This is a genomic window from Kribbella aluminosa (assembly GCF_017876295.1).
Classification (GTDB): Bacteria; Actinomycetota; Actinomycetes; order Propionibacteriales; family Kribbellaceae; genus Kribbella; species Kribbella aluminosa.
In genome coordinates this window covers 2344805-2368668 of sequence record NZ_JAGINT010000001.1, presented here as the reverse complement: position 1 = coordinate 2368668, position 23864 = coordinate 2344805, and the positions used below count along the sequence as shown (strand labels likewise).

The 23864-nt window shown below is 69.0% G+C and carries 26 protein-coding genes and 1 pseudogene; 13 read left to right on the top strand and 14 right to left on the bottom strand.

Going from position 1 to position 23864, the window contains the following annotated elements:
* Window positions 1-49 precede the first annotated feature (49 nt).
* The 9 genes from JOF29_RS11560 (at window position 50) to JOF29_RS11520 (ending at window position 5582) form a co-directional block, all read left to right on the top strand.
* Window positions 50-499 (top strand): hypothetical protein, encoded by a 450-nt coding sequence (locus JOF29_RS11560; protein WP_209694197.1) that lies wholly within the window; start codon window positions 50-52, stop codon window positions 497-499.
* On the top strand, window positions 492-1472 hold the full coding sequence (locus JOF29_RS11555) for a hypothetical protein (protein ID WP_209694196.1): 981 nt from the start codon (window positions 492-494) through the stop codon (window positions 1470-1472). Before JOF29_RS11560 ends, JOF29_RS11555 begins: the two co-directional genes overlap by 8 nt.
* Before the next feature lie 20 nt (window positions 1473-1492).
* Window positions 1493-1936, top strand: coding sequence for a hypothetical protein (locus JOF29_RS11550; RefSeq protein WP_209694195.1), 444 nt, complete (start codon window positions 1493-1495; stop codon window positions 1934-1936).
* Window positions 1936-2370: a hypothetical protein gene (locus JOF29_RS11545; protein WP_209694194.1), complete on the top strand. Its 435-nt coding sequence runs from the start codon at window positions 1936-1938 to the stop codon at window positions 2368-2370. The genes JOF29_RS11550 and JOF29_RS11545 overlap by 1 nt, the downstream gene beginning before the upstream one ends.
* Before the next feature lie 3 nt (window positions 2371-2373).
* The gene (locus JOF29_RS11540) at window positions 2374-3081 is read left to right on the top strand and encodes a hypothetical protein (RefSeq protein ID WP_209694193.1); all 708 of its coding nucleotides are present in this window, start codon (window positions 2374-2376) and stop codon (window positions 3079-3081) included.
* Window positions 3042-3572 carry a hypothetical protein gene (locus JOF29_RS11535; protein ID WP_209694192.1) on the top strand — a complete coding sequence of 177 codons (531 nt, stop codon included), beginning with the start codon at window positions 3042-3044 and terminating at the stop codon, window positions 3570-3572. The genes JOF29_RS11540 and JOF29_RS11535 overlap by 40 nt, the downstream gene beginning before the upstream one ends.
* Before the next feature lie 374 nt (window positions 3573-3946).
* A complete protein-coding gene (locus JOF29_RS11530; RefSeq protein WP_209694191.1) occupies window positions 3947-4384 on the top strand; it encodes a hypothetical protein in 438 nt (145 codons plus the stop codon).
* 3 nt (window positions 4385-4387) lie between these two features.
* Window positions 4388-4744 (top strand): hypothetical protein, encoded by a 357-nt coding sequence (locus tag JOF29_RS11525; RefSeq protein WP_209694190.1) that lies wholly within the window; start codon window positions 4388-4390, stop codon window positions 4742-4744.
* Between the two features lie 133 nt (window positions 4745-4877).
* Complete coding sequence (locus JOF29_RS11520; RefSeq protein WP_209694189.1) at window positions 4878-5582, top strand: hypothetical protein; 705 nt, start codon at window positions 4878-4880, stop codon at window positions 5580-5582.
* Window positions 5583-5710: 128 nt separating this feature from the next.
* Here the strand turns inward: JOF29_RS11520 and JOF29_RS11515 are convergent, their stop codons facing one another.
* Genes JOF29_RS11515 through JOF29_RS11500 form a run of 4 tightly spaced genes read right to left on the bottom strand, consistent with a single transcriptional unit; the run spans window position 5711 to window position 10719 of the window.
* Complete coding sequence (locus tag JOF29_RS11515) at window positions 5711-6760, bottom strand: DUF2332 domain-containing protein (RefSeq protein ID WP_209694188.1); 1050 nt, start codon at window positions 6758-6760, stop codon at window positions 5711-5713.
* Window positions 6761-6769: 9 nt separating this feature from the next.
* The gene (locus JOF29_RS11510; RefSeq protein WP_209694187.1) at window positions 6770-9025 is read right to left on the bottom strand and encodes a [protein-PII] uridylyltransferase; all 2256 of its coding nucleotides are present in this window, start codon (window positions 9023-9025) and stop codon (window positions 6770-6772) included.
* Complete coding sequence (locus JOF29_RS11505) at window positions 9026-9364, bottom strand: P-II family nitrogen regulator (protein WP_131346991.1); 339 nt, start codon at window positions 9362-9364, stop codon at window positions 9026-9028.
* Entirely contained in the window at window positions 9361-10719 is a 1359-nt protein-coding gene (locus tag JOF29_RS11500; RefSeq protein ID WP_209696084.1) for an ammonium transporter, read from the bottom strand. Before JOF29_RS11500 ends, JOF29_RS11505 begins: the two co-directional genes overlap by 4 nt.
* A gap of 346 nt (window positions 10720-11065) precedes the next feature.
* Between JOF29_RS11500 and JOF29_RS11495 the strand changes: the two genes are divergently transcribed.
* On the top strand, window positions 11066-11584 hold the full coding sequence (locus JOF29_RS11495; RefSeq protein WP_307863260.1) for a TetR/AcrR family transcriptional regulator: 519 nt from the start codon (window positions 11066-11068) through the stop codon (window positions 11582-11584).
* A gap of 28 nt (window positions 11585-11612) precedes the next feature.
* Here the strand turns inward: JOF29_RS11495 and JOF29_RS11490 are convergent, their stop codons facing one another.
* From JOF29_RS11490 to JOF29_RS11480, 3 genes are read right to left on the bottom strand one after another with little or no spacing between them, the layout of a single operon-like run.
* Entirely contained in the window at window positions 11613-11801 is a 189-nt protein-coding gene (locus JOF29_RS11490; protein WP_209694185.1) for a hypothetical protein, read from the bottom strand.
* Entirely contained in the window at window positions 11798-12241 is a 444-nt protein-coding gene (locus JOF29_RS11485) for a sigma factor-like helix-turn-helix DNA-binding protein (RefSeq protein WP_209694184.1), read from the bottom strand. Before JOF29_RS11485 ends, JOF29_RS11490 begins: the two co-directional genes overlap by 4 nt.
* 26 nt (window positions 12242-12267) lie before the next feature.
* Window positions 12268-13233 (bottom strand): NAD(P)/FAD-dependent oxidoreductase, encoded by a 966-nt coding sequence (locus JOF29_RS11480; RefSeq protein WP_245357541.1) that lies wholly within the window; start codon window positions 13231-13233, stop codon window positions 12268-12270.
* Between the two features lie 50 nt (window positions 13234-13283).
* Between JOF29_RS11480 and JOF29_RS11475 the strand changes: the two genes are divergently transcribed.
* The gene (locus JOF29_RS11475) at window positions 13284-13859 is read left to right on the top strand and encodes a helix-turn-helix domain-containing protein (RefSeq protein WP_209694183.1); all 576 of its coding nucleotides are present in this window, start codon (window positions 13284-13286) and stop codon (window positions 13857-13859) included.
* Window positions 13860-13942: 83 nt separating this feature from the next.
* Here JOF29_RS11475 and JOF29_RS11470 read toward each other — a convergent pair.
* The 7 genes and pseudogenes from JOF29_RS11470 to JOF29_RS11440 all read right to left on the bottom strand — a co-directional run.
* Window positions 13943-15145 (bottom strand): annotated as a pseudogene (locus JOF29_RS11470) (RNA polymerase sigma factor); the annotation flags it as partial.
* Entirely contained in the window at window positions 15123-15530 is a 408-nt protein-coding gene (locus tag JOF29_RS11465; protein WP_209694182.1) for a YciI family protein, read from the bottom strand. The gene JOF29_RS11465 and the pseudogene JOF29_RS11470, both read right to left, overlap by 23 nt.
* 15 nt (window positions 15531-15545) lie before the next feature.
* Entirely contained in the window at window positions 15546-16736 is a 1191-nt protein-coding gene (gene ftsY, locus JOF29_RS11460) for a signal recognition particle-docking protein FtsY (protein ID WP_209694181.1), read from the bottom strand.
* 43 nt (window positions 16737-16779) lie between these two features.
* Complete coding sequence (gene cydC, locus JOF29_RS11455; RefSeq protein ID WP_209694180.1) at window positions 16780-18444, bottom strand: thiol reductant ABC exporter subunit CydC; 1665 nt, start codon at window positions 18442-18444, stop codon at window positions 16780-16782.
* Entirely contained in the window at window positions 18441-20066 is a 1626-nt protein-coding gene (cydD, locus tag JOF29_RS11450; protein ID WP_209694179.1) for a thiol reductant ABC exporter subunit CydD, read from the bottom strand. The genes cydC and cydD overlap by 4 nt, the downstream gene beginning before the upstream one ends.
* Window positions 20063-21046, bottom strand: coding sequence for a cytochrome d ubiquinol oxidase subunit II (gene cydB, locus JOF29_RS11445; protein ID WP_209694178.1), 984 nt, complete (start codon window positions 21044-21046; stop codon window positions 20063-20065). Before cydB ends, cydD begins: the two co-directional genes overlap by 4 nt.
* Before the next feature lie 10 nt (window positions 21047-21056).
* Window positions 21057-22460, bottom strand: coding sequence for a cytochrome ubiquinol oxidase subunit I (locus JOF29_RS11440; protein WP_209694177.1), 1404 nt, complete (start codon window positions 22458-22460; stop codon window positions 21057-21059).
* Between the two features lie 82 nt (window positions 22461-22542).
* Here JOF29_RS11440 and JOF29_RS11435 point away from each other — a divergent pair, with 82 nt between their 5' ends.
* Both JOF29_RS11435 and JOF29_RS11430 read left to right on the top strand, forming a co-directional pair.
* Window positions 22543-22926 carry a BlaI/MecI/CopY family transcriptional regulator gene (locus JOF29_RS11435; protein ID WP_209694176.1) on the top strand — a complete coding sequence of 128 codons (384 nt, stop codon included), beginning with the start codon at window positions 22543-22545 and terminating at the stop codon, window positions 22924-22926.
* Window positions 22923-23828 carry a M56 family metallopeptidase gene (locus tag JOF29_RS11430; RefSeq protein ID WP_209694175.1) on the top strand — a complete coding sequence of 302 codons (906 nt, stop codon included), beginning with the start codon at window positions 22923-22925 and terminating at the stop codon, window positions 23826-23828. Before JOF29_RS11435 ends, JOF29_RS11430 begins: the two co-directional genes overlap by 4 nt.
* The last annotated feature ends 36 nt before the right edge of the window (window positions 23829-23864 follow it).

Here is a 23864-nt window from a genome sequence, read left to right as displayed (position 1 = left end):
TCCCCCGGCTACCGTGCTACCACCCCCGCCGCACCGAAGGAACCCCCACATGCCCCTCGACATCCCCGCCTTCAACAACGCGTTCAACCGCGCCTACGAACGAGTGCACCGCGGCGCCCGGCCGACGGATCTGGCGGCTGAGCAGCAGAAGCTGCGAGCTCTGGTCCCGGACGACGCCTCGGAGCACGACCACACCTGGACCGGGCAGCTCGTCGACGACCTCGCCGTACCGCCGCCCCCGCCACCGGAACGCAGCGAGCTGTACAAGGAGGCCGTCCGAGTCCACATCGCCGTCTACCCACCGAGGGGCACCAGCGAGGAACAGATCGCGATGCTCGAGGAAGGTCGCCGCAAGATCTGGGAACTCGCCGACCGTGCCGAGAAGGACGAGCAGGAAGACATCCGCGCGATGACAGAGGATCTCAAGTCCCTGGAGGACTGGCTGCGGGACCCACCGTTTCCGCTGACCGATACGCCGTTCCCATCCTCCGATGGCTGAGTCAGGTCGGCGGGTTCCGGAGAACTCCGCGACGTACCGCGAGTTCGTCCGGCTGTACGACCTGGCACGGCAACTCCGGCCGACCGGCGTCGACCGCTGGAACCGCGAGCTCTACGCGACGAGTGGCATCGGGGGGTTCGACCAGCAGACAGGCGCGATCGGCATCCGCGAGCCGCTCCTTCGCGAGGGACTGACGAAGGACCCGGCCAGCAACGCTCGGTGGCAGGCACGGGCACTGGCGACCGTGCTGAATCGGGCAACGCGCGCGGGGATGCACGTGGACGCACCGGGCGAGGCCAACGTCGTCCGGACGACACAGTCACGGGGCTTACAGGACGGCGTGGCATCGGTCCGGGCCGCCACCGACTTCCATGCGTTCACCAGGATGGCCGGATACCCGAACCTGGCATTCAACGACCAGGAATCCGGGGCGTACGCCGCGGCCAATGAGCTGATCCGGCAGACGTCCGGTCCGAGCGTCGACCGGCAGCAGTTGGTCGACCGCTTGCACCAGGGGCCCGCGATGATGCACTTCGATCGGTTGGCGGAGGGTGTTGTGCGGAATCGGTTGGCGGAGGTTGCGCCGGCTGAGGGGGTTGATCGGCAGGCGATGCGACGCGAGTTGATCGGCGAGATGTTGCATCCGCAGTGGGATTCGTTGGCGCAGCGGTCGCCTGAGGACGGCCGGAGAGTGGCCGGGGAGATCGGCCAGGCGCTCAACGCCAAGGTCGACGAGATCCGCCGCCGCTCACCTCAGACACTCCAGGTCGCCCCCTCCGACGGCCGACAGCGGGAGGCCGCCACCAAGCCACGCCCCGGCCAGGAATCCACAGCCCGCTTCCTGACCGGCCTGGCGCCCGCGGGCGGAGCAGCTGGGCAGGCACCCTCACTCGGCGACGGCTCACGCGCAGCCGCGCAGCACGCCACGGCGGCAACCCGTCCACGAGCGCCTGGTGAGTCCATGCGCAGATAGGCTTTGGACAAGGAGGGACGATGCAGCTACGTGAGTTCAACAACGCACACAAGCGCCAGATTCGGAGCGAGGGAATCGATACGGTCGGGCCGGCTGAGCAGGCGTTGCGTGAGCTTCTGCCCCAACTGCAGTCCAACGAGGACCGCCGCGTTGCGATGCTGCTGATCGCCCGCCTGCCTGGGTGCGCCGTACCGGTCGAACCGCCGAGCGGGCTGATGCAGGAGGCGGTGGCGATCGAGCGTGCCGCCTACGACGCACCGGGCACCGACGCGGAGCCGATCGCGAGCATGGCAGAAGCCCCGCGCAAGATCTTCGAGATCGCCGACCGTGCCCCTGCCGACAAAGCCGCCGGCATCCGCAGCCTCACCCGAGTCCTCGAACACCTTGAGGACAACCTCCGTAACCCACACTGGCCGCTCGGGCGCACAGAGACCATCTCTGCGAGCGCGGCAGGGAGGCACTGATGGACTACGAACAGTTCGAGCGCGAGTATGTGGCCGCTTGGGAAGGACTGCAGGCAGGCAGACTCACCGATCTCGCCGCGGCTCAGACCCGGCTGAGCGAGTCGGCCGCGAAGCTCGAACGCGAGATCGAGCGGCGATCCGCAGAGCGGCTGATCGGCGAGCTGGAGGATGCCGTTCAGCCTCCGCCTCCAGATCAGTCGCCGGAGATGACCGAAGCGCTCCGGATGCTCATGACCGCAGACTTCAAGACCGGCGCGAAGGAGGAGCGGCTCGCAGCCCTGGCGGCTGCCCGGAGGCAGATCTGGGCGATCGCGGACCGGGCCGGCAAGGACAGCGAGAAGATCCGGGGGCTTTCCCGCGGCCTGGAGACGTCCGAGAACATGCTGACCGACCCGATGCCGTGGGACGAACCGCCGCCGCCGGCGGGTGCCTGAAGGATGGCCGCCGACGACGGCATGACCCGCATCGAGCCGTCCTCGGCCGCGTATCAGGAGTTCGCGAGGCTCTACCGGATCGCGCAGGAACAGCGACCGGGCGGCCAGGACCGCTGGAACGGCGAGCTGTACGCCCGCACCGACGACGTATACGGCGGCCTCAGGACTGACGGCACCATGCGGCTGAACCAGAAACTTGTCCTCGATCACCTCACCGGCGAACCCAGTGGCGACCCGGTGCGCCAGGGACAGGCGCTGGCCACCGTCCTGCACGAGTCCAAGCACGCCCGAACGCAGATGGACGCCCCGGACGAGCCGAATGCGGTACGGCGCCCGGAGTCGCGCGGGCTCGACGAGGGGTTCACAGAGCTCAGCACGATCGACGACTTCCAGGACTTCGTCCAGCGCGCCGGGTACGACGGCGTACCGCAGCCCGATCCCGAGTATGCCGGTGCAGTGCACGCGAGCGACGAACTGTTGCAGCGTGCCACCTCATCGGAGGGCGAGCGCACTCGACTGCTCAATTCGGCGCTGGACAAGCCCGTTGCGATGCGATGGGACACGGTGGCCGACTACATCGTGCGGAACGAGTTGGCCGACGTCGTCCCACCGGATCCTGCGCATCAGCAGGCTGCCCGCGCTCACTTGATCGACCGGATGACAGTCGGCGAATGGGACGGGTCCAGGACCGCCCGCCTGCGGGCGAGATGACGGCGAAGCTGACGACGGGCCGAGTGGACCGGGCGGTCGGGGAACTCCGCGAGCACTACCAGCTGAGCCCGGATGAGCCGTATCCCGCGAAGGTTCCCAATCCACACGCCGCGGTCGCCGCTCAGACCGCGGCGGCGCAGGCACTGAACCACGAACAGGAACGGGCGATCTCCACGCCCGACCTCGACGCGCTGCCACCACCCGCTGCCGAGACCCGAGTCGACGTGCCAGGGAGGGCAGCGGCAAGCTCCCGGCCTCTGTCTGCCTCGGGCGTCGGCACCCACACACCCACCACCCGTGGCGAGCCGGCAGGTCGCGGCGGGCACGGCGACCCGATGCGGTTCCTCGGTGCCCAAGCACCGGCAGCCCGCGCGACTCACCAGAAACCGTCACTCGGTGACGGTGCTCGCGGTGCTGGTTCGGCCGGGCAGACGGCGCAACGAACGACCCCTGATCGGGGTCACTCGCCCACCGACCGGGGCGGCCGCTGAAATACGGCGTGATCCGCAGTGGGACTCGTTGGCGCAGCGGTCCGCTGAGGACGGCCGGAGAGTGGCCGGGGAGATCGAGCAGGCGCTCAACGCCAAGGTCGACGAGATCCGCCACCGCTCCTCCCGAACAATCCAGGCCGCCCCATCCGACGATCCACAACGCCGAGCCAGCACTCCCCGGCGTCCGAAGCCACGCACACAGGAGGAGTCCACAGCCCGCTTCCTGACGGTCCTGGCACCACCCGGCGGAGCGGCTGGACGGGTGCCCCGCCTCGGCGACGGGTCGCGAGCGCCACGGAGCGCGGCGCGGCAGCGGCAGCTCGGCACAGGCTCCCCGAGTCCGTCCGCGGATAGGCTGCCCGGGAGGAGGACCGATGCATCTGAGTGAGTTCAACAACGCACACCACGCCGCCAAACGCCGGATCCAGCGCGAAGGTGTGGGCGCGGTCGCACTAGCCGAGCAGTCGTTGCGGGAGTTGCTGGGCCAACTGGAGTCCGATGAGGACCGTCGCGTGGCGGCGAACTTGATCAAGCGGCTGCCCGGGTACGCCGTACCGCCGGAGCCGCCCAGCGCGCTGATGCAGGAAGCCGTCGCGGTCGAGCGTGCTGCCCACGAGGCACCGGGTACGGCCGAAGAGCGCATCGCGATCATGGCCGAGGCCCGCCGGAGGATTTTCGAGATCGCCGACCGCGCACCCGCCGACGAGGCCGCCAGTATCCGCGGCCTGACCCGGGTCCTCGAACACATCGAGGAGAACCTCCGCGACCCCTACTGGCCGTTCGACGGTCCGCGGGGCACCGGCGGCCACTGACCGATGGCCGTCATCCAGCTCGAGCGATCGTCGGCGGAGTACCGGCGCTTCGCCGAGCTTTACCGTGTTGCTCGCGCGCTCCGGCCGAACGAGACCGACCGCTGGAACGGCGACCTCTACACGACTGCCGGCGAGGGCACCGCCTGGGGATCGTTCCAGCCTGATGGCTCGTTCAAGCTGTCCAAGGAGCTCATCTTCGACAAACTCGGTCCGGACGCGTCACCGCAGGAAAAGGTGCAGGCTCTCACCACGATCCTGCACGAGACGAACCACGCACGTGTCGTGATCAACGCCCCGGACGAGCCCAACGCGGTACTGTCCCGGCATTCCAAGGGCCTCGATGAGGGGTTGACGGAGTAAGTCGCAGTCAAGGACGTCGCGGCCTTCGCGGACGCCGCCGGATACGGCGAGCTCCCGGACGCCAAACCGGAGTACCCAGCCGCCTACCGCGCCACCGAATCGCTGTTGGAGTACGCCGCCGGCCCCGGAGGGAATGGGCACGCTCGCCAACCGCGCCATCGACCAGCCGGTGGTGATGCGCTGGGACGCCATAGCAGACGAGATCGTCCGGAACCGTCTCGGCGACGTGGTTCCGCAGGATCCCGCGCACGAGCAGGCCGCGCGCGCCGAGCTGATCAATGCCATGGTCAGGCCGGACTGGGCGACTGTCGACGAAGCACAGCCCATCGTCGGCCACGACATCGCGCAGAGCATGACCCAGTCGCTGGACGAGGCAACCGAGCGGATCCGGGAGCACTACGCCCAATCCCCGAATGAACCGTACCCCGCGAAGACCCCGAACTTCGAGATCGCCCGCCAGCAGTCCCAGGCCCTCCAGGGCCCTCAGAACCGCACCCGCACAGCGGATGCAGACCTGACCAATTACCCGCCTCCCGCCCCAGGAACCCGGGTCGATGCACCCGCGCCCATCCAACCGGCAGCCACCGCAGCCCAGAGGCAGACTGCTGGCCCGACCGTCACATCGCGTAGGCAAGAGCGGGTTGGGCGTGGTGGGGCAGAGCAGGGGGCGGCCGGCGAGGCGATGCGGTTTCTCGATGGTCAGACCGCTGCTGCGTATGCGACCCACCAGAAGCCCTCACTTGGTGACGGGGCTCGCGGTGCGGGGTCTGAGTCCGGTCAGAATGTGCACCGGGAAGCGCCCGACCGCGGCAACACCCCGACCGACCGTGGCCACTGAACCACGGCAAGGTACGAGCGATGACAATGGACACGACCAGTCCCCCGACCAAGGGACTCTAGATATCGGAGGAATGGCTCAGGATGGGCCTCTGGCATGACCCGCCGGCACAGCGGTGAGCGTGGCGCTTAGCTGAGCCAGGCCAGGTCCTGGCCGTGGGGTGTGGTGGTGCCTAGGGTGTGGGGTTTGCCGGTGGGCCAGGTTTGTAGGTTGATGCGGTACTCGTAGCCGGGGTTGCCGTGGGTGTGGGTGAGGACGCGGTGTGGTTCGAGGCTGAGGTGGGCGAGGGGGGCGGAGTCCGTGGCCTGGGCTCCCAGTTCGGCGAGGCGGACGTCGATGGCGGCGCGGTCCGGGCGGCGGAGGTACTGCCACATGATCGAGTGCCACACGACGGTCACGTGGCCCTCTGACAGCTCCAGGCCCCGCAGAAACGAGACAGCGTCCTGTCGTCGTACGTCGGCTGGTACGTCGTGTGCGATCGCCAGGGCACCGCGCAGCCGGGCCAGGCGGTCGGTCATGTCCGGCCAGACGTACGACGTCAGCGTGATCGCACCCTGGTCCGTCAGCGGGTTCACCGGAGCGATGTCGCAGCCGACCCGTTCCGCGATCCGCAGGTCGACCGACGGCACCCGTCCCGACCAGGCCGGCTCGAACACGACAGGACTGTCAGCAGGCCCGTACGACGTCCCACCCGCCACGTAGCGGTACTGGTCCGCGCGCAGGTTCAAGCCGCCGCTGGCGCCGATCTCGAACAGCCGTACCGGCAGCGGCACCTCCTCGACCAGCCGCAGCAGCCCGCCGTATAAAGCGGCGGCCCGGCCCACCTCGTTCGTCTGCGGAGGCTGTGTCAGGAGAGATCGCACCTCCCCCAGCCGCGACTGCAGCACCTGCTCAAATGCCTCCCAGCCGAGCACGGGGTCCCACGTACCGCCCGCGCTCGGGTAGAACGCCGCGAGCTCAGGCGCCGTACCGGACAGCACCAGGCCGTGTACGGCGGCCAGCAGCCGTAAGCCGATCGCCTCGCCGAAGGACCGGCCCTCGTAGCCCTCCAGCACCCGGACCGACGCCCCACCGACCTCGTAGTCGTCGACGAGCAGCCGGAGCAGTTCGGCGTACATCGGGGACCCCAGGTCCTCGCAGGCGGTCGCTTGTCGCTGCAGTGCCTCTACAAGATCCACGTAGCGAGATTAGAAGCTCAACCGATCCAGCACCGACTTCGCGGTCGTCCGCGCGTCTTCGGGTTCAAGCGGCGCACCATGGCGATCTGTCAGGTAGAAGACGTCCACGCACTCCGCTCCGAGCGTGCTGACGTGCGCAGACCGGATGTCCGCGCCGGTGGCAGCAATAGCCGACGTGACGTCGTACAGGAGTCCAGGACGGTCATGTGCCCGCACTTGCAGCACCGTGGCCGTCTCGGACGCCTCTGCCAACAAGTCGACACGACTGGCCACACGCGGTTGGGACGAGTCCCGCGCAGCCAGTCGGCGTACGACGTCTGACGAGTCCCGCAGCGCCACCGCCAGCCGGTCCCTCAGCCGCACCGGATCGGGAGCTGACCCAGCAACCGTCCACTGCGAGATCCCCAGACCGTCAACGGAAGTCACGACAGCAGACCGCACAGACAGCCTGTCTACAGCCAGCACTGCGGCAACAGTCGACAGCGTGCCCACCTGGTCCGGTACGGCGACGTTCACGCGCAAGTCGCCGTGGTGCTCGGTCACCGTGACGCCGAGCCGCCCAACACCCACCACCTGGTGCAGCACCGGCACAGGTACGGGAGGGGTCTCACTCCACATGCTCTCGCCACCTGCCAGCTCACTGCGTGCCCGCCGACAGAGGTCCCCCACCAGCCGCATCCGCCACGGCGACGACGCCGCCGGACCGGCGGCCCGCGCATCGGCGTACGTCAACGCCTCCAGCAGGTCCAGCGTTTCGGTAGTACGCACGATCCCGGCGACCATGTCCACCGTCATCGGGTCGTCCAGGTCACGCCGGGTGGCAACCTGCGCGAGCATCAGGTGCTGACGGACCAGCACCGTGATCGTGTCGGCGTCGGCCTCGTTGAAGCCGATGCGACGGGCCACCCGCGCCGCGATGCCCGCACCGGTCACACTGTGGTCGCCGTCGAGCGCCTTGCCGAGGTCGTGCAGCAGGGCAGCCACCAGCAACAGGTCAGGTCGCCGTACGTCCCGCACCATCGCCGACGCCTCGACACACGTCTCCAGCAAGTGCCTGTCGACAGTGAACCGGTGGATCGCCGACTGCGGCGGCCGGAACCGTACGGCGTCCCACTCGGGCAGGAGCCGCGAGATGTACCCGGCCTGGTCCAGCGCCTCCCACACCTCCAGCAGCCCTGAGCCGGCGCCAAGCAGAGCGCACAGCAACCGCCGCGCCTCCCCCGGCCACGGCTCCGGGAAGTCCGCAGCCGACGCAGCCAACCGCGCACACACAGCGGGTGACAGCACGAGCTCCCGGTCAGCAGCAACCGCAGCAGCACGCAGACCGAGCACGGGGTTGCGCTCTGGTCGCGCGTCCGGCATCAGCACGACCTCACCCTCGTGCTGCCCCACTCCTTCGTCCAGCGCGAGCAGCAACGGCCCACCGGACCGCTGGCGGCGCCGGGACCGCGGCGGCTTGGTCATCAAGCTCTCGACGCGTCGCCACGACACGTCACACACATGCGCCAACGTCCGCCCGGTTGCGTACACGTGCCGCAGCAACTCGTCCCGTCCCGACAACCCGAGCCCTGCGGCCACTTCACCGGCCAGGTCAGCCACCAGCCGGTCCGTCGCCCGCCCTGCCACCTCATGCAGTACGTCGCGGATCTCCAGCAGGTCACGACGCGCCCGCTCGACCACGGGGTGCGGTACGTCGACCAGCCAGGACGCCACCAGGGCACGTAGTACGACGGCATCCCGCAGACCGCCGTACGCCTCCTTGAGGTCCGGCTCCGCGAGGTGCGCAAGCTCTCCGACCGTGGAGGCCCGGTCACGGCACGCCTGCGCAAGCCCGGGCAGCCGGGACTTCGCCGTACGTCGCCAGTCGGCCATCAGCACGGACCGGAGCTGCAGGGTCAGGTGGGTGTCGCCCGCGACGTGCCGCGCGTCCAGCAGGCCGAGCGCCACCCGGTCGTCGGCCGCAGCCGCCTGCTGTGCCTCGACCAGTGTGCGGACGCTGTGGTCCAGCTTCGTCCTGGAGTCCCACAGCGGGTACCAGATCTGGGCAGCCAGCTCGTCGATCCGCGGGTATCCCTCGGCGTGCACGAGCATCACGTCGAGGTCGCTGTACGGCGACAGCTCGCCGCGCCCGTAGCCGCCCACCGCGACCAGCGCGACGCCCTCGGCAGGTACACCGAGGGCGTCGCAGGCCTTCGCGAGCAGCAGTTGCAGCAGCTCGTCGGCCTCTTCGGCACGAACCCGCCGCTGCCCTGCTCGGTCAACCATCTAGAGTGCGTCTCCGTCCAGTTCGCCGGTGCGGACCCGGACGATGGTCTCGACCGGGGTGACCCACACCTTGCCGTCACCGATCTTGCCGGTCTGCGCGGCCTTCACGATGACATCCACCACATCGGCGCTGTCACCGTCCTCGACGACCACCTCGAGCCGCACCTTCGGCACCAGGTCCACCTCGTACTCGGCGCCACGATAGACCTCGGTGTGGCCCTTCTGCCGCCCGTACCCGCTCGCCTCGGTGACGGTCATCCCGGTGACGCCGAACGTCTCCAGCGCGGCCCGCACGTCCTCCAGCTTGTGCGGCTTCACCACCGCGGTGATCAGCTTCATGCCTTGGCGCCTTCCTTTTCGGAGGTCTCAGTGGCCTCAGTGGTCCCATTCTCGATCCCGGCAGGGACCGGACGGGCACTCAACGCGCCACGCAGACCGGCCGCCGAACCCACATAGTCGTACGCCGTCTCGGCGTGCTCGACCTGGTCGATACCGGTGACCTCGTCGTCCTCCTTGAGCCGGAAGCCGATCGTCTTGTCGATCACCTTGCCCAGGATGAAGGCGACCGTGAAGGAGTACAGGCCGACGACCACGTTCGCCAGCGCCTGCCGGCCGAGCTGGGTGACGCCGCCGCCGTAGAACAGGCCGTTCACCGCCGAGGGGGCGGCCGCCGTACCCAGCAGGCCGATCGCCAGCGAACCGAACAGACCGCCGACGAAGTGCACGCCGACCACGTCGAGCGAGTCGTCGAAGCCGAGCTTGTACTTCAGCGAGACCGCGCCGGCGCAGATGGCACCGGCGGCCAGACCGAGGATGAGCGCCCCGATCGGCGAGACCGCGCCACAGGACGGGGTGATCGCGACCAGACCGGCGACCGCGCCGGAGGCCAGGCCGAGAGTGGTGGCCTTGCCGTGCACGAGCTTCTCGACGATCAACCAGCCGATCACCGCAGCGGCGGTCGCGGCCTGGGTGTTCACGAAGGTGACCGCGGCGGTGGTGCCGGCGCTCAGCGCGGACCCCGCGTTGAAGCCGAACCAGCCGAACCACAGCAGTCCGGCGCCGAGCAGCACCAGCGGCAGGCTGTGCGGCCGCATCGGGTCCCGCTTCCAGCCGACCCGCTTGCCGAGCACGATCGCCAGCGCGAGTGCCGCGGCACCGGCGTTCAGGTGGACCGCCGTACCACCGGCGAAGTCGACCGCCTTCAGCTTGTCACCGATCCAGCCGCCGTTGCCGTCGTTCAGGAACCAGACCGAGTGCGCGACCGGGAAGTACACCAGCAGCGTCCAGCCCACCACGAACGCGATCCAGCCACGGAAGGTGGCGCGGTCGGCGATGGCACCCGAGATCAGCGCCGGCGTGATGATCGCGAACATCAGCTGGAAGGCGACGAACGCGAGCGTGGGCGTCGTCCCGCTCACCGCCGACGGGGCGAGCAGGCCCTTCAGCCCGACCTCCGAGAAGTTCCCGATCACGTGTCCGGTGTCACCGGCGAACGTCAGCGAGAAGCCGACCACCACCCACAACACAGTGACGACGGCGATGGTGATGAAACTCATCATCATCATGTTCAGCACGCTCTTCATGCGCACCATGCCGCCGTAGAAGAAGGCCAGGCCAGGTGTCATCAGCATCACCAGGGCGGCGCTTGCCAAGACCCAGGCGGTATCGCCGGCGTTGATCGCCATCAACGTCATCCCTTCCATCGATCCAGGGGAGTGGCCGGCGTCCTCAGTCGGGTGAACTCCACATCGCCGGGGAGCCCGCGCTCAGCCACACCGCACACGGTGCCGACGCGCGGTTTCAGCCGATCGGTCGGTTTGTTTCAGGCATGTGACAAAGCGGGCTCCCAGGTGACATCGAGGTGACGTCGCCCACTACGGAGCGGAGTGTGGCACTCTGGCCTGGACCACACGGGGCCGCAGCCGCGCCACTGCGCCCGTCCGACCTGGGGACGACGTCATGGAGCCGAGCCACGGGGTGAGGCCGCGCCGCGGCCGACCACGCGATCCGGAGGCGGAACCGAGGATCCGCCGGTACGCCGTGCAGCTGCTGCTGGAGCGGGGATTCGACGGAATGACGGTGGACGATGTCGCCGAGGCCGCGGGGGTCGGCAAGGCGACGATCTACCGACGGTGGGCCAGCAAGGAACAGCTCGCCAACGACGCGATGTCCGATCTGTTCGACCTGGAGATCCCGGACGCCGACACCGGTTCGATCGCCGGTGACCTGCGCCAGGTCTACCGGGTCGCGCTGGCGTTCGCGAACAGCGAGCGCGGCCGGGCGATGATCCGGCTCGCGGTCTCCGAGGCGAACCGGGACGAGCGGTCCGCGGCGGCGTACCGCGGCGTGCTGGAGCGCCGGATCGAGCTGACCGCCCAGGCCCTGGAGCGGGCCCGCGCCCGCGGCGAGCGGATCAGGAGCTCCGCGGATCCGGTGCTGATGGTGGAGTGGATGGCCGGAGTGTTCGTGATCCGCGCGCTGACCGGTCAGCCGATGCCACCACCGGAGGAGGCGGACCGGCTGGCCGACGTCACGCTGCGGACGATCATGGAGCCCTAAGAGGGCGTCAGAGTTCTCAGACAGCCCGCTAGCCGACCTGGATGACGATCGAGGCGACGATCAGGGCCACCAGCACCACCACGACACCGAGCAGGACGGTACGGCGCTGACGACGCCGTACCGCCAGTCCGGCGGCCCAGGCTGCGTCCGCCAGGTCGACCTCCGGCAGGAGGTCGCCTGCTTGGACCAGCAGCGGTGATACGTCCTCGCGTCTCATGTGGCATCCCGCCAGTCCCCCGCGCCGAGCGCCGTACGGAGGTGGCTGAGCGCGGTCATGCCGTGGGTGTGGACGGCGGGCTGCGACATCCCGAGCAGGTCAGCGACCTCGAACTCGGTCAGCTCCTCCAGGTACAGCAGAACGAGCACCGCGCGCTGTGCGGGAGACAGCTCGGCCAGTGCGAGCTTCACCGCGTCCTCTTCGCCCTGGAACGGCTTGTCGCGGTTCCAGGGCCGAAGGACGGGCTGGTAGAGCAGGCGCTGGACGAAGACGTCCGGGTCGTCCACCTTGGGCCAGTGCATCGACAGCCGCGTGAAGGCGCGCAGCAGTACCCGTTCAGCTCGTTGCAGGTCGCCGTACACGAGGTACGTCGTACGCAGCCATCTGCCCTGTCGTGCATCGACGAACGAGGCGAAATCCGGGTCGACCGTGTCGCGCATCCGACCTCCCGGACCTATTCAACTCCTCAACTACTGCGGGCGGCTACTGCCAGACGGGTCTCTTCGTTGATCAGGTCGAAGTTGATGCCCCCTGCGGCCATCAGCCCGGCTGCCGCGGACGGCATGACCTGGGCCATCGGGTTGCTGACATTGCCCGCAGCGAAGACGCCTGGGACCTGCGTGGCGCCCATGGCGTCGACCTGGATCGCAGTACCGACCTCAACGCCGTTCGACTCCACCATGGTCGTTTCCAGCCCCAGGTCGGCCAAGAAGCCGGCCCGTGCGCGAACGGTTGTTTGAATCGCCAACGCCTGCCGCGGGACCACCTTGCCGCCTTCAAGACGTACGCCGGTGATCTTGTCGTCAGTCACCTCCACCTGTTCGACTTTGCCTTGTACTACGGCGATTCCACGAGCAGCCAGCTCCTCCCACTGCTCTTCGGTCGGCTCCGGTGCAGTGTGCAGGAACAGCGTCACGTCGTCGCTCAACTGCCGGAACAGCTGCACCTGGTGGATCGCCATCGGGCTGGTCGCCAGTACGCCGATCGCTTGGTCCCGTACCTCCCAGCCGTGGCAGTACGGGCAGTGCACCACGTCCTTCCCCCAGCGCTCAGCCAGCCCAGGTACGTCGGGCAGCACGTCAGTGAGCCCAGTGGTCACCAGCAGCCGCCTGCCCAGGTACGTCCTACCGTCAGCGAGCCCCACCACCAAGCCGTCCGCTGAGCGCCGCGCCGTCGTCACCGTGCCGTCAGCGAACTCACCGCCGTACCCCTGCACCTCCTGACGGCCGACCGCGTAGATCTCGGCGGGCGGTACGCCGTCGCGCGTGAGGAAGTTGTGGACGCCGTCGGCGACCGCATTGCGCGGCGTGCCGTCGTCGATCACCAGCACCGACCGGCGGAACCGGGCCAGCGCCAGCGCACCGCTCAACCCGGCCGCACCGCCGCCGATCACGATCACGTCGTACTTCGCCATCTCTGTTCTCGAGGTCATGCTCCGAGGATGCGTGGTGATTTTCATTTTCGACAAGTACTGTTGCCGGTATGGCAAACGACGACGATGTCCTGGAGTCGGTCGGCCCCCGGCTGCGAGCACTCCGGACCGAACGCGGTACGACGCTGGCGCAGCTGTCCGACGGAACCGGGATCTCGGTCAGCACCCTGTCCCGGCTGGAGTCCGGACAGCGCAAGCCGACGCTGGAGCTGCTCCTGCCGCTCGCAAGGGCACACCAGGTGCAGCTGGACGAACTGGTGGATGCCCCGCCGACAGGCGACCCACGGATCTACGCCAAGCCGATCAAACGGCACGGCACGATCCACATCCCGCTGAGCCGGCGGCCCGGTGGGATGCAGGCGTTCAAGCAGATCCTTCCCGAGGGCTACCCGGGCAACGACGTGGAGCAGAAGACCCACGAGGGCTACGACTGGTTCTACGTGCTGTCCGGACGGATCCGGCTGAAGCTGGGAGACCAGGACTTCGTGGTCAAGGAGGGCGAGGTGGCCGAGTTCGACTGCCGGGTGCCGCACTGGTTCTCCAACCCGGGACCTGGATCGGCGGAGGTGCTATGCCTGTACGGCCCGCAGGGTGAGCGGATGCACGTCAGAGCACGCACCAGATGACCGGCGCGTTGTTCACGCGGGACGATCTCGATGGCCGGCAGCCATCGCCTGACCGGTGCGGACCTAACCGAGCGACGCGGGCCCTTGGCCGTCAGGTAGTCGCGTTCCGGGACGCTCGTCGTACCACGGGCCGCCGCTCGGAAGTGGCCGGCGGCGGTCTCGCGGTCACCGCGCATCTCGTACAGGTGCCCGCGGGTGGCGTCCAGGCGGTAGTGACCGGCCAGCTCGTCGTCCAGCGGTTCGAGGAGCTTCAGGCCGGCGTCTGGGCCGTCCACCATGGCGGCCGCGATCGCACGGTTGAGTTTCACCATCGGGTTGCCGGACAGGTTCTCCAGCAGCCCGTACAGCGCGAGGATCTGCGGCCAGTCGGTGTCCTCGGCGCGGTCCACCTCGTCGTGCAGCGCAGCGATGGCCGCCTGCAGCTGGTACTCCCCCAGCGGTGGCGTATCGAAAGCCTCCACTGCGAGCGCCACGCCCTCGGTGATGTACCCCTGGTCCCAGAGCGACCGGTCCTGCTCGGCCAGCGGGATGAGCTCCCCGCCCTTGCCGGTCCGTGCTGTACGCCGGGCATCGGTCAGCAGCATCAGAGCGAGCAGCCCAGTGACCTGTCCGTCGTCAGGCAGCTGAGCGCGGACAGCGCGGGTCAGCCGGACCGCCTCACTCGAGAGGTCGCTACGGTGCAGCTCTGGACCACTGGTGCTGGTGTAGCCCTCGTTGAACATCAGGTAGAGGACATGCAGCACGTTGCGCAGCCGGTCCTCGTCCGCGTCCAGCTCGAAGCTGGCGCCCTTCAGCTTCTGCTTGGAACGGCTGATCCGCTGCGCCATCGTCGCCTCCGGCACCAGGTACGCCGTGGCGATCTCAGCCGTGGTCAGTCCACCGACCGCGCGCAGCGTCAGCGCGATCGCCGATGCCGGTGTGAGCGCGGGGTGGCAGCACAGGAACAGCAGCCGGAGCGTGTCGTCGTACTCCTCGACCTCCCCCAGCGGGACTTCGCGCAGCGCCGCACGTTCCTCACGGCGCCGCCGAGCCTGCTGCTGCCGTACCTCGTCGATAAATCGCCGGGATGCCGCTTGGATCAGCCAGGCCTTCGGGTTGTCCGGCCGTCCGTCCCGCGGCCACGTGGTCGCAGCAGCGACCAGGGCCTCCTGTACGGCGTCCTCGGCCGCTGCGAAGTCGCCGGACCAGCGCACGACCGCCCCGAGGACCTGTGGTGTCAGCTCACGCAGCAGGTCCTCGAAGCCCCGGTCCTCGAGGCCCTGCTCAGAAGTCCTGGAGGTCGCCATCCGAGTCCATCAGCCGGCGGACCTCGATCGGCTGCTCCAGCGGTACGCCGCCCGGCCCCGGAGCGCTGGACTGCTCCGCGGCGATCTCCAGCGCCCGCTCCTCCGACTCGACGTCGATCATCGTGTAGCCGGCCAGGACCTCCTTGGACTCGGCGTACGGGCCGTCGGTCAGCACCGGAGCGCTGACACCGGTCGCACGGACCACCTTGGCGTGCTTGGGCCACGTCAGCGCGTTCACCTCGACCAGCTCGCCGCTCTGCCGCAACCGCTCCACGTGGTCGCCCAGGTACTTCATATGCGCGTCCATGTCGGCCTGGTCCCACTCCAGCATCGGAGTGTCGCAGTTCCCGCCGTCCATGGTCATCAGCAGCATGAACTTGGTCATCTCGGTCCCCTTCGGTCAGTCCAGCAGCGCGTCGACGAACTGCTCGGGGTCGAATGGTGCCAGGTCGTCCGCACCCTCGCCCAGGCCGACCAGCTTCACCGGTACGCCGAGCTCGCGCTGTACGGCGATCACGATGCCACCCTTCGCCGTACCGTCCAGCTTGGTGAGGACCAGGCCGGTGACGTTGATGACCTCGGCGAACACCCGCGCCTGGGTGAGGCCGTTCTGGCCGGTGGTGGCGTCGATGACCAGCAGCACCTCGTCGACCTCGGCCGACTTCTCGATCACCCGCTTCACCTTGCCGAGCTCGTCCATCAGGCCGGTCTTGGTGTGCAGGCGGCCGGCCGTGTCGACCAGGACGACGTCCGCCTCCTCCGCGATGCCCTCCTTGACCGAGTCGAACGCGATGCTGGCCGGGTCACCGCCCTCGGGGCCGCGGACGGTCCGGACGCCGACGCGCTCACCCCAGGTCTGCAGCTGATCGGCCGCGGCCGCGCGGAACGTGTCCGCGGCGCCCAGGACGACGTGCTTGTTCTCGGCGACCAGGACGCGGGCCAGCTTGCCGACCGTGGTGGTCTTGCCGGTGCCGTTCACGCCGACCACCAGCACGACCGCCGGCTGGGTCTCCTTGCGGGTCACGTTCAGCGACCGGTCGAGCCCTGGGTCGACCAGCGCGATCAGCTCCTCGCGGAGGATCTGCCGGGCCTGGTCGGGGCCGACGCCCTCGACGCGCATCCGGGTCCGCAGCTTCTCGACCAGCTCCTGCGTCGGCGCGACCCCGACGTCGGCGGTGATCAGCGTGGTCTCGATGTCCTCCCACGCCTCCTCGTCGAGCTTGTCCCGGGAGAGCAGCGCCAGCAGGCCCTTGCCGAGCGAGCCCTGCGAACGGGCCAGCCGGGCGCGGAGCCGGACCAGGCGGCCCTGCGCGGACTCGGGCTTCTCGAGCGTCGCCGTGTCCGGGAGCTCGGTGTCCTCGAGGGTCCGGGCCGGGGTGTCGCGCGGTTCCTCGGCATCGTCACCGACCTGCGGTTCGGCGGTGGTCTCCGGCGCCTCGACGGCCGGCTTGGTGGCCGACGGCAACTCTCCGCGGCGGCGCCGGGCGACGACCAGGCCGGTGGTACCGACGACCAGAACGACCGCGATCACGACCACGATCGTGATCAGCGCCTGATCGGTGAGCAGCGAGACGAGCTGTGGGGTCAACACGGTTCCCCATCTTGGCAGACGCCCGGCCCGCCGCCCGCATTCGTCACGGCAGGCAAACCAGTTGTCGCGGAACGTGAGGAGGGACCAGTTCGGGGCGATGGGTGAGCAGAACCACGGTCCGGTCGCCTGCTGCAGCGAACAGGTCGTTCAGGAGAGCACGGCCGGTCTCCTCCTCCAAGTGCTCGGTAGGCTCGTCAAGGACCAGTACGTCGCGGTCGGCGAGCAGGAGCCGTGCGAAGGCGAGCCGCTGACGTTCACCGCCGGACAGGCGGGCGCCGTGCTCGCCGACCATCGTGTCGAGGCCGTCCGGCAGGTTCTCGACGAAGACGCCGAGGCGGGCACGGTAGAGCGCCTTCCACAGTTGCAGGTCGCTCACGCCGGGTTTCGCGAGCAGCAGGTTCTCCCGGATGCTGGTGTCGAAGATGTGGCTCTCCTGGGTCAGCAGGCCGACGACTGTTCGTACTTGGTCGCCTTCGAGGCTGGACAGGTCGACGCCGTCCAGTAGGACCTGTCCGCCGCGTGGCTCCAGGAAGCGGAGAAGGACGGCCGCCAGGGTGCTCTTGCCCGATCCGCTCGGTCCGGTGATCACCACGCGGCTCCCGGCCGGCATGTCCAGGGTGAGGCCGTCCAGTACGTCGGTGGCGTCGTACCCGACTCGTAGGAGGTTCACCTGGAGGTCCCGGCCGGGTGGGAGCGGGAGCGGGTCGGTCGGGTCGGAGACTGGTTCTGGGGTGTCCACGAGTTCCTGGACTCTCGCGAGGGACGCCCGTACGCGGATGGCCAGCTGGGCGGCTGCGGGGATGCCGCCGAGTACGTCGGCCAGGGCGAGTGGGGTGAGGACCAGTACGGCGAAGACGGCGCCGGTGATGTTCGCAGTACTGCCGAGGACCAGGGCGGCGATGCTGGCACCGCCGACGCACAGGACGAGCAGGGCGCTGCCGAGGCCAGTGCTCCAGGCGGACCGGCGTTCGGCTGCTGCCAGGCGGGCGTCGCGGCGGGTGAAGTCGTCCAGAACGGTGTCGACGGCGTTGTAGGCGAGTACGTCGGCTGCGGTGAGCAGGGTCTCCGTAGTGGTGGCTGCTACGTCACCGCGGGCGCCGGCGATGCTGCGCTCGGCGTGCTCCGCAACGCGGGCGGTCAGCCACGGTACGACGGTGCAGACGACAAGAACCGCCAGGGCGACGGCTGCGCCTGCTGATGGGAGCAGTACGGCGAGAAGGGCGACCGTAGCGGTGGCTGTGATCGCCGCAACCACTACAGGCAGCAGCACCCGCAACCACAGGTCCAGCACCGCATCCACATCCAGCACCAGCCGCGCCAGCAAGTCCCCCTGTCGTTGGCTCTTGAGCGGCGCGATCCGCTCCAACCGCCCGGTCACGCGAGCACGGGTCTCCCCCAACCCCCGGTACGCCGCGTCATGCCCGACCAGCCGCTCGACGTACCGGAAAACACCCCGCCCCACCCCGAAAGCCCGCACAGCCACAATCGGCACCATCAACAGCAGCACCGGTGGTTGAGCGGACGCAGCCGTAATCAACCAGGCCGAAGTAGCAAGCAGCGCCACAGCAGACCCCGCAGCCGCAACCCCCAAAACCAACGCCAGCCCCAACCGCCACACCACCCCGGCCTCCGGCCGGGCCAGCGAGAAGGCCGAGGGGGCGGGGACAGCCGGCACGGTGGTTGGGTTGGTGGGGTCGCTCGGCTTCATGCGTTCACCAGTTCTTGGGTTGCGATGGTGATGGTGCGGTCGGCGGCTGTTATCAGGGCGGGGCGGTGGGCTACCAGGAGGATGCTGCGGCCGGTGCTGCGGAGGGAGGTGATGACCTGGGCCTCGGTGTCTGGGTCTAGGCCGGCTGTGGGTTCGTCCAGGAGCAGGACGGGGGCCTCGGTGACGAGAGCCCGGGCCAGGGCCAGGCGGCGTTGCTGGCCGCCGGAGAGTTGGTGGCCTTGTTCGCCTACGGGTTTGTCCAGCGGTAGGTCGGCCGCGCCGGCGGCGGTCAGTGCGGCACGGACCTCGGCGTCGGAGGCGTCGGGCCGGGCCAGGCGGACGTTGTCGGCGACGGTGCCCAGGCGGAGGCCAGGGGTTTGCGGGACCCAGGCGAACTGGCGGCGCCATTCGGACGGTTCGAACTCGTCGGCCGCGCTCCCGCCTGCCACGACCACCCCGCGGTCAGGTACGACGAACCCCAGCAGCACAGCAAGCACAGTCGACTTGCCCGCGCCGCTCGGGCCGGTCAGGGCGACCACCTCCCCCGGCCGCAGCTCCAGGTCGAACCCGTCCAGCGCCGGCTCCTCCCGCCCCGGATACGTCACCGTCACGTCGTACAGCTGCAGCGGCGTCACCCGAAGATCCGGTACGTCGGTCCGCTCCCCCCGCTCCGGGAGCGGCGTCTCCAGCACCCGGAACACCTCCTCGCTCGCCGCCACCCCATCCGCGCTCGCGTGGAACTGCATGCCGACCTGCCGCAGCGGGAGGTACGCCTCCGGCGCCAGGATCAGCACCATCAACGCCGTCTCCAACCCGAGCTTCCCGTCCACCAACCGCAGCCCCACCCCCACAGCAACCAACGCCACCGACAGACTCGCCAGCAACTCCAACGCGAACGACGACAAGAACGCGACCCGCAGGCTCCCCATCGACGCAGCCCGGTGCTGATCGGTAACCCGGCGTACGGCGGACTCCTGCGCCTTGGCCCGGCCGAACAGCTTCAACGTGGTCAGCCCACCGACAACATCCGCGAAGTGATGCGCCAGCACCGCCAGCGCGTGCTGCCGCCGCCGGCTGCGTTCCTGCGTCACCCACCCGATCAGAGCCATGAAGATCGGGATCAGCGGCAACGTGATCAGCACGGTCCCCGCAGCGATCAGATCACCCGTAGCCATCCAGCCGATCACCCCTGCCGGCACGGTAGACGCCAGCACGAGCTGCGGCAGGTAGCGAGCGAAGTACGGATCCAGATCGTCCAAGCCCTTTGTGAGCAGCGTTGTGAGCGCACTACTGCGCTCACCGCTCAACCACACCGGACCTAGCCTCAGCGAATGCTCCAGCACCTGCCGCCGCAACGTCGACTTCACCGCAGCCGCAGCACGTTGTGCCACAACCTCCTGCGCCCACACCAGCAACGCCCGCCCAGCCACCACAGCAGCCAGTCCCCACGCCACCACACCGACCCCGCTGCCCCGCAGTACGACACCTGCGATGCCATGCGCGAGCAAGACCGCCTGCGCAATGATCAGCACGCCGCTGAGCACGCCGATCAGCACTGACGCGCCCAGGAACACCCGGGCTCCACGAGCGCGCTTGAGCAGCCGCGGGTCGAGCGGCTTCATGCGGCCACGACCCGCTTGCGGAACACCCAGTACGTCCAGCCCTGGTACAGCAGCACCAGCGGCAGGAAGATCGCCGTGATGATCGTCATCACCTTCAGCGTGTACGACGAAGACGCGGCACCCACCACCGTCAACGTCGACCCGGGCGCCAGCGTCGACGGCATCACGTCCGGGAAGAGCGCGACGAACAGCGACACCACGGCCAGCCCGATCGCGAGCGTCGAGCCGAGGAAGGCCCAGCCCTCGCGGCGCAGGATGTTCGCGACCAGGGCACCGGCGAAAGCGACGATCGCGGCCACCGCGATCACCACCGACGCCGTGTCACCGCGCAACACCTGCGCCCAGACCAGGAACGCGATCGCCAGCACCGCAGCCACCACACCGACCCGGGTCGCGAGCCGGGTCGCGCGGACCCGGAGATCGTCGGTGGTCCGCAGCGCGAGGAAGATCGCGCCGTGCGTGACGAACACCGCCACGAACGTCAGCCCGCCGAGCAGCGCGAACGGGTTCAGCAACGTCCCGAAGCTGCCGACGTACTCGTGCGCGGCGTCCAGCGGCACCCCACGCACGATGTTGCCGAAGGCAACACCCCAGAGCAGCGCCGGCAACACCGACCCGACCACGATCATGATGTCCATCCGGGACCGCCAGACCGGATCGTCCCGTTTGCCGCGGTACTCCAGCGCGACGCCGCGGACGATCAGCCCGACCAGGATGAAGAACAGCGGCAGGTAGAACCCGCTGAACAACGTCGCGTACCACTCCGGGAAGGCCGCGAACGTCGCCGCGCCGGCCATGATCAGCCACACCTCGTTGCCGTCCCAGACCGGCCCGATGGCCTCGATCGCGGCCCGCCGTTCGGGCTCGTTCCGGCCGAGCACGCGGTACAGCATGCCGACGCCGAAGTCGAACCCCTCGAGGACGAAGTACCCGGTCCAGAGCATCGCGATCGCGATGAACCACACAGTCGTCAGTTCCATCTCGAGCCCCTCAGTACGCGAACGACAATGGTTTGTCGGGCTGGTCCGGCCCGGTGTCCGGCGGCGCGTCGGTACCGGCCAGGCCACCGCGGATCGTCCGCAGCATCAGCTTGGCCTCGACCACCGCGAGGGCGCCGTACAGCAGGGTGAACCCGACCAGCGACGTGATCACCTCGCCGCCCGTCGTACCGGGTGAGACACCCGATGCCGTCGGCAACAACCCGAACACCAGCCAGGGTTGCCGCCCGGTCTCGGTGAAGACCCAGCCGAAGGTGTTCGCGACCAGCGGCAGCAGCGGCAGCGGCGCGGTCACCCAGATCAGCCAACGGGCCGGCCCGCGGCCGCGACGGGTGGTCCACAGCAGCCAGAGCGCGATCGCCGCGGACAGCATCCCGACCCCGATCATCAGCCGGAACGTCCAGTAGGTCAGCGGGATGTTCGGCTTGTACGACCCCGGGCCGTAGAGCTGCTCGTACGCGGCCTGCAACGAGTTGATGCCCTTCACCTCGCCGTCGAAGTGCCCGGTGGCCAGGAACGACAGCAGGTACGGCACCTTGATCGAGAAGATCTCCTTCGACCCGTCCAGCGTGCCGACCGTGAACGCCGAGAACGCCGCCGGCTTCTCGGTCTCGTACAGCGCCTCGGCCGCCGCCATCTTCATCGGCTGCACCTCGGTCATCACCTTGCCCTGCAGGTCGCCGCTGATCGCGACGCCGACACTGGCGACCAGTACGACGGACGCGCCGATCTTCAGCGCCGACCGGAACACGTCCTTGTCGACACCGGGCCGCCGGAGCAGGTGCCACAGAGCGACACCGGCCACGAACGCGCCGCCGACCATGAACGCGGCGAAGATCGTGTGCGGATAGGTGACCAGCACGACCTTGTTGGTCAGCACCGCCCACAGGTCGGTCAGCTCCGCACGGCCACGGGCGGCGTTGTAGCGGAAGCCGACCGGGTGCTGCATCCAGGAGTTCGCCGAGAGGATGAAGTACGCCGAGAGCTGGGTCCCGAGCACCACCATCCAGATGCAGCCCAGGTGGACGAGCTTCGGCAGCCGTTCCCAGCCGAAGATCCAGAGGCCGATGAACGTCGACTCCAGGAAGAACGCGAGCAGGCCCTCGAGCGCCAGCGGGGCGCCGAACACGTCCCCGACGAACCGCGAGTAGTCGCTCCAGTTCATCCCGAACTGGAACTCCTGCACCAGGCCGGTGACGACGCCCATCGCGATGTTGATCAGGAACAGCTTCCCGTAGAACTTGGTCAGCCGGAGGTACTTCTCCTTCCCGGTCCGGTACCAGGCGGTCTGCAGGCCGGCCGTGATCGCGACCAGCGAGATCGTCACCGGCACGAAGAAGAAGTGGTACACGGTGGTGATCGCGAACTGCCACCGGGCCAGGTCCAGGGTGTCCATCGGAAGGCCTCCCAGCCTATCTACGACGTTACGTAGTAGATGTTAGCGCAGATCTACTACGACGTGTAGTTATACTGGCCGGGTGGCGAGTGAGGACAAGGCGCCGAGGCCCCTGGGTGACCTCGAGCGCCTGGTGATGGAGCAGCTCTGGGCGGCACCGGCCGCGTTGACCGTGCGCGAGGTGCACGAACAGCTGGCCGCGACGCGAGAGCTCGCGTACACCACCGTGATGACCGTTCTGGACCGGCTGGCGAAGAAGAAGCTGACCGAGCGCGAGCGCGACGGCAAGGCCTGGCGCTACCGCGCGGCCGCGCCACGTGAGGAGCTGGCCGCCGGCCTCATGCGCGACGCTCTCGACAATTCCGGCGACCGTCGGGAGGCCCTGGTCCGCTTTGTCGGCCAGGTCTCCGACGAAGAGGCTGCGCTGCTGCGTGACGCCTTGTCCAGGTTGGACAGCCAGGGGTGACCACTCCGGTCCTGCTGGCCGTCCTGGCGCTGGTACTCACCGGCCCGGCTCCGGCTCTGCTGGCTCGTTCCGAGTGGCCGTACCGGGTCCCCCGTGCCGCGGTCATCCTCTGGCAGGCGATCGCACTGGCCGCCGTACTGGCTGCGCTCGGTGCGGGGATCGCCTTGTCCTACTGGATTGCCGGACGGCCAGGGCACCCCCGCTTCGAACCCTCGTCGCCACGGGACCTCCTGGCCGCGCTGATCCTCGCCATGGTGGCCCTGGTCGTCGGACGGCTGTTGTGGGCGATCGGTCGCGTCGCAGTCGGTACGCGGGCCAGGCGCAAGCGGCACCGCGACCTGGTCGACGTACTGGCCACACCGGACGGGCTGATCCCAGGTCTACGCGTGCTGGCCGAGGAGACACCGCTGGCGTACTGCCTACCCGCACTGCGTGGCGCACGCGTTGTCGTGTCTGTCGGCGCACTGGACCGGCTGGACGACAGCGAGCTCAAGGCAGTACTGGCACACGAGCAGGCGCACCTACGCGCGCGGCACGACCTGGTACTCGAGGAGTTCACCGCGCTGCACCACGCGTTCCCCCGCTGGGTACGGAGCGACGTCGCACTGGAGCAGGCGCGCACGCTGGTCGAGCTGCTCGCAGACGACGACGCCCGCCGCCGCAACGGCCCGCGCCCGCTGGCCCGCGCATTGGTCGCACTGGCCGGAGCACCGGCGCCCGACGCTGCTCTGGCGGCAGCCAAGTCCGCAACCGTACTGCGGGTCCAGCGACTGGCCGGCCCCGCAGCCAACGAACGCAGGCTGTCCGCGATCACCTACACCAGTGCGGCAGCACTACTCGTGCTGCCGACGATCACCATCGCCGCCCCGATCGTCAAGGCGATCGTGGACGCACTGAGCTAGCCGAAGCGTTTACCCTCACCTCGCGCGACGGCCAGC

Excerpts from the sequence above, each read along its gene's own strand:
- JOF29_RS11510 (WP_209694187.1), bottom strand. The coding sequence starts at position 9,025 with ATGGTTGACCGAGCAGGGCAGCGGCGGGTTCGTGCCGAAGAGGCCGAC.
- JOF29_RS11490 (WP_209694185.1), bottom strand. The coding sequence starts at position 11,801 with ATGAGACGCGAGGACGTATCACCGCTGCTGGTCCAAGCAGGCGACCTC.
- JOF29_RS11535 (WP_209694192.1), top strand. The coding sequence starts at position 3,042 with ATGGGACGGGTCCAGGACCGCCCGCCTGCGGGCGAGATGACGGCGAAG.
- JOF29_RS11560 (WP_209694197.1), top strand. The coding sequence starts at position 50 with ATGCCCCTCGACATCCCCGCCTTCAACAACGCGTTCAACCGCGCCTAC.
- cydD (WP_209694179.1), bottom strand. The coding sequence starts at position 20,066 with ATGAAGCCGCTCGACCCGCGGCTGCTCAAGCGCGCTCGTGGAGCCCGG.
- JOF29_RS11465 (WP_209694182.1), bottom strand. The coding sequence starts at position 15,530 with ATGACCAAGTTCATGCTGCTGATGACCATGGACGGCGGGAACTGCGAC.
- JOF29_RS11500 (WP_209696084.1), bottom strand. The coding sequence starts at position 10,719 with ATGACGTTGATGGCGATCAACGCCGGCGATACCGCCTGGGTCTTGGCA.
- JOF29_RS11520 (WP_209694189.1), top strand. The coding sequence starts at position 4,878 with ATGGGCACGCTCGCCAACCGCGCCATCGACCAGCCGGTGGTGATGCGC.
- JOF29_RS11485 (WP_209694184.1), bottom strand. The coding sequence starts at position 12,241 with ATGCGCGACACGGTCGACCCGGATTTCGCCTCGTTCGTCGATGCACGA.
- JOF29_RS11525 (WP_209694190.1), top strand. The coding sequence starts at position 4,388 with ATGGCCGTCATCCAGCTCGAGCGATCGTCGGCGGAGTACCGGCGCTTC.
- cydB (WP_209694178.1), bottom strand. The coding sequence starts at position 21,046 with ATGGAACTGACGACTGTGTGGTTCATCGCGATCGCGATGCTCTGGACC.
- JOF29_RS11480 (WP_245357541.1), bottom strand. The coding sequence starts at position 13,233 with ATGACCTCGAGAACAGAGATGGCGAAGTACGACGTGATCGTGATCGGC.
- JOF29_RS11530 (WP_209694191.1), top strand. The coding sequence starts at position 3,947 with ATGCATCTGAGTGAGTTCAACAACGCACACCACGCCGCCAAACGCCGG.
- JOF29_RS11550 (WP_209694195.1), top strand. The coding sequence starts at position 1,493 with ATGCAGCTACGTGAGTTCAACAACGCACACAAGCGCCAGATTCGGAGC.
- JOF29_RS11540 (WP_209694193.1), top strand. The coding sequence starts at position 2,374 with ATGGCCGCCGACGACGGCATGACCCGCATCGAGCCGTCCTCGGCCGCG.
- JOF29_RS11440 (WP_209694177.1), bottom strand. The coding sequence starts at position 22,460 with ATGGACACCCTGGACCTGGCCCGGTGGCAGTTCGCGATCACCACCGTG.
- JOF29_RS11475 (WP_209694183.1), top strand. The coding sequence starts at position 13,284 with ATGGCAAACGACGACGATGTCCTGGAGTCGGTCGGCCCCCGGCTGCGA.
- cydC (WP_209694180.1), bottom strand. The coding sequence starts at position 18,444 with ATGAAGCCGAGCGACCCCACCAACCCAACCACCGTGCCGGCTGTCCCC.
- JOF29_RS11505 (WP_131346991.1), bottom strand. The coding sequence starts at position 9,364 with ATGAAGCTGATCACCGCGGTGGTGAAGCCGCACAAGCTGGAGGACGTG.
- JOF29_RS11545 (WP_209694194.1), top strand. The coding sequence starts at position 1,936 with ATGGACTACGAACAGTTCGAGCGCGAGTATGTGGCCGCTTGGGAAGGA.
- JOF29_RS11555 (WP_209694196.1), top strand. The coding sequence starts at position 492 with ATGGCTGAGTCAGGTCGGCGGGTTCCGGAGAACTCCGCGACGTACCGC.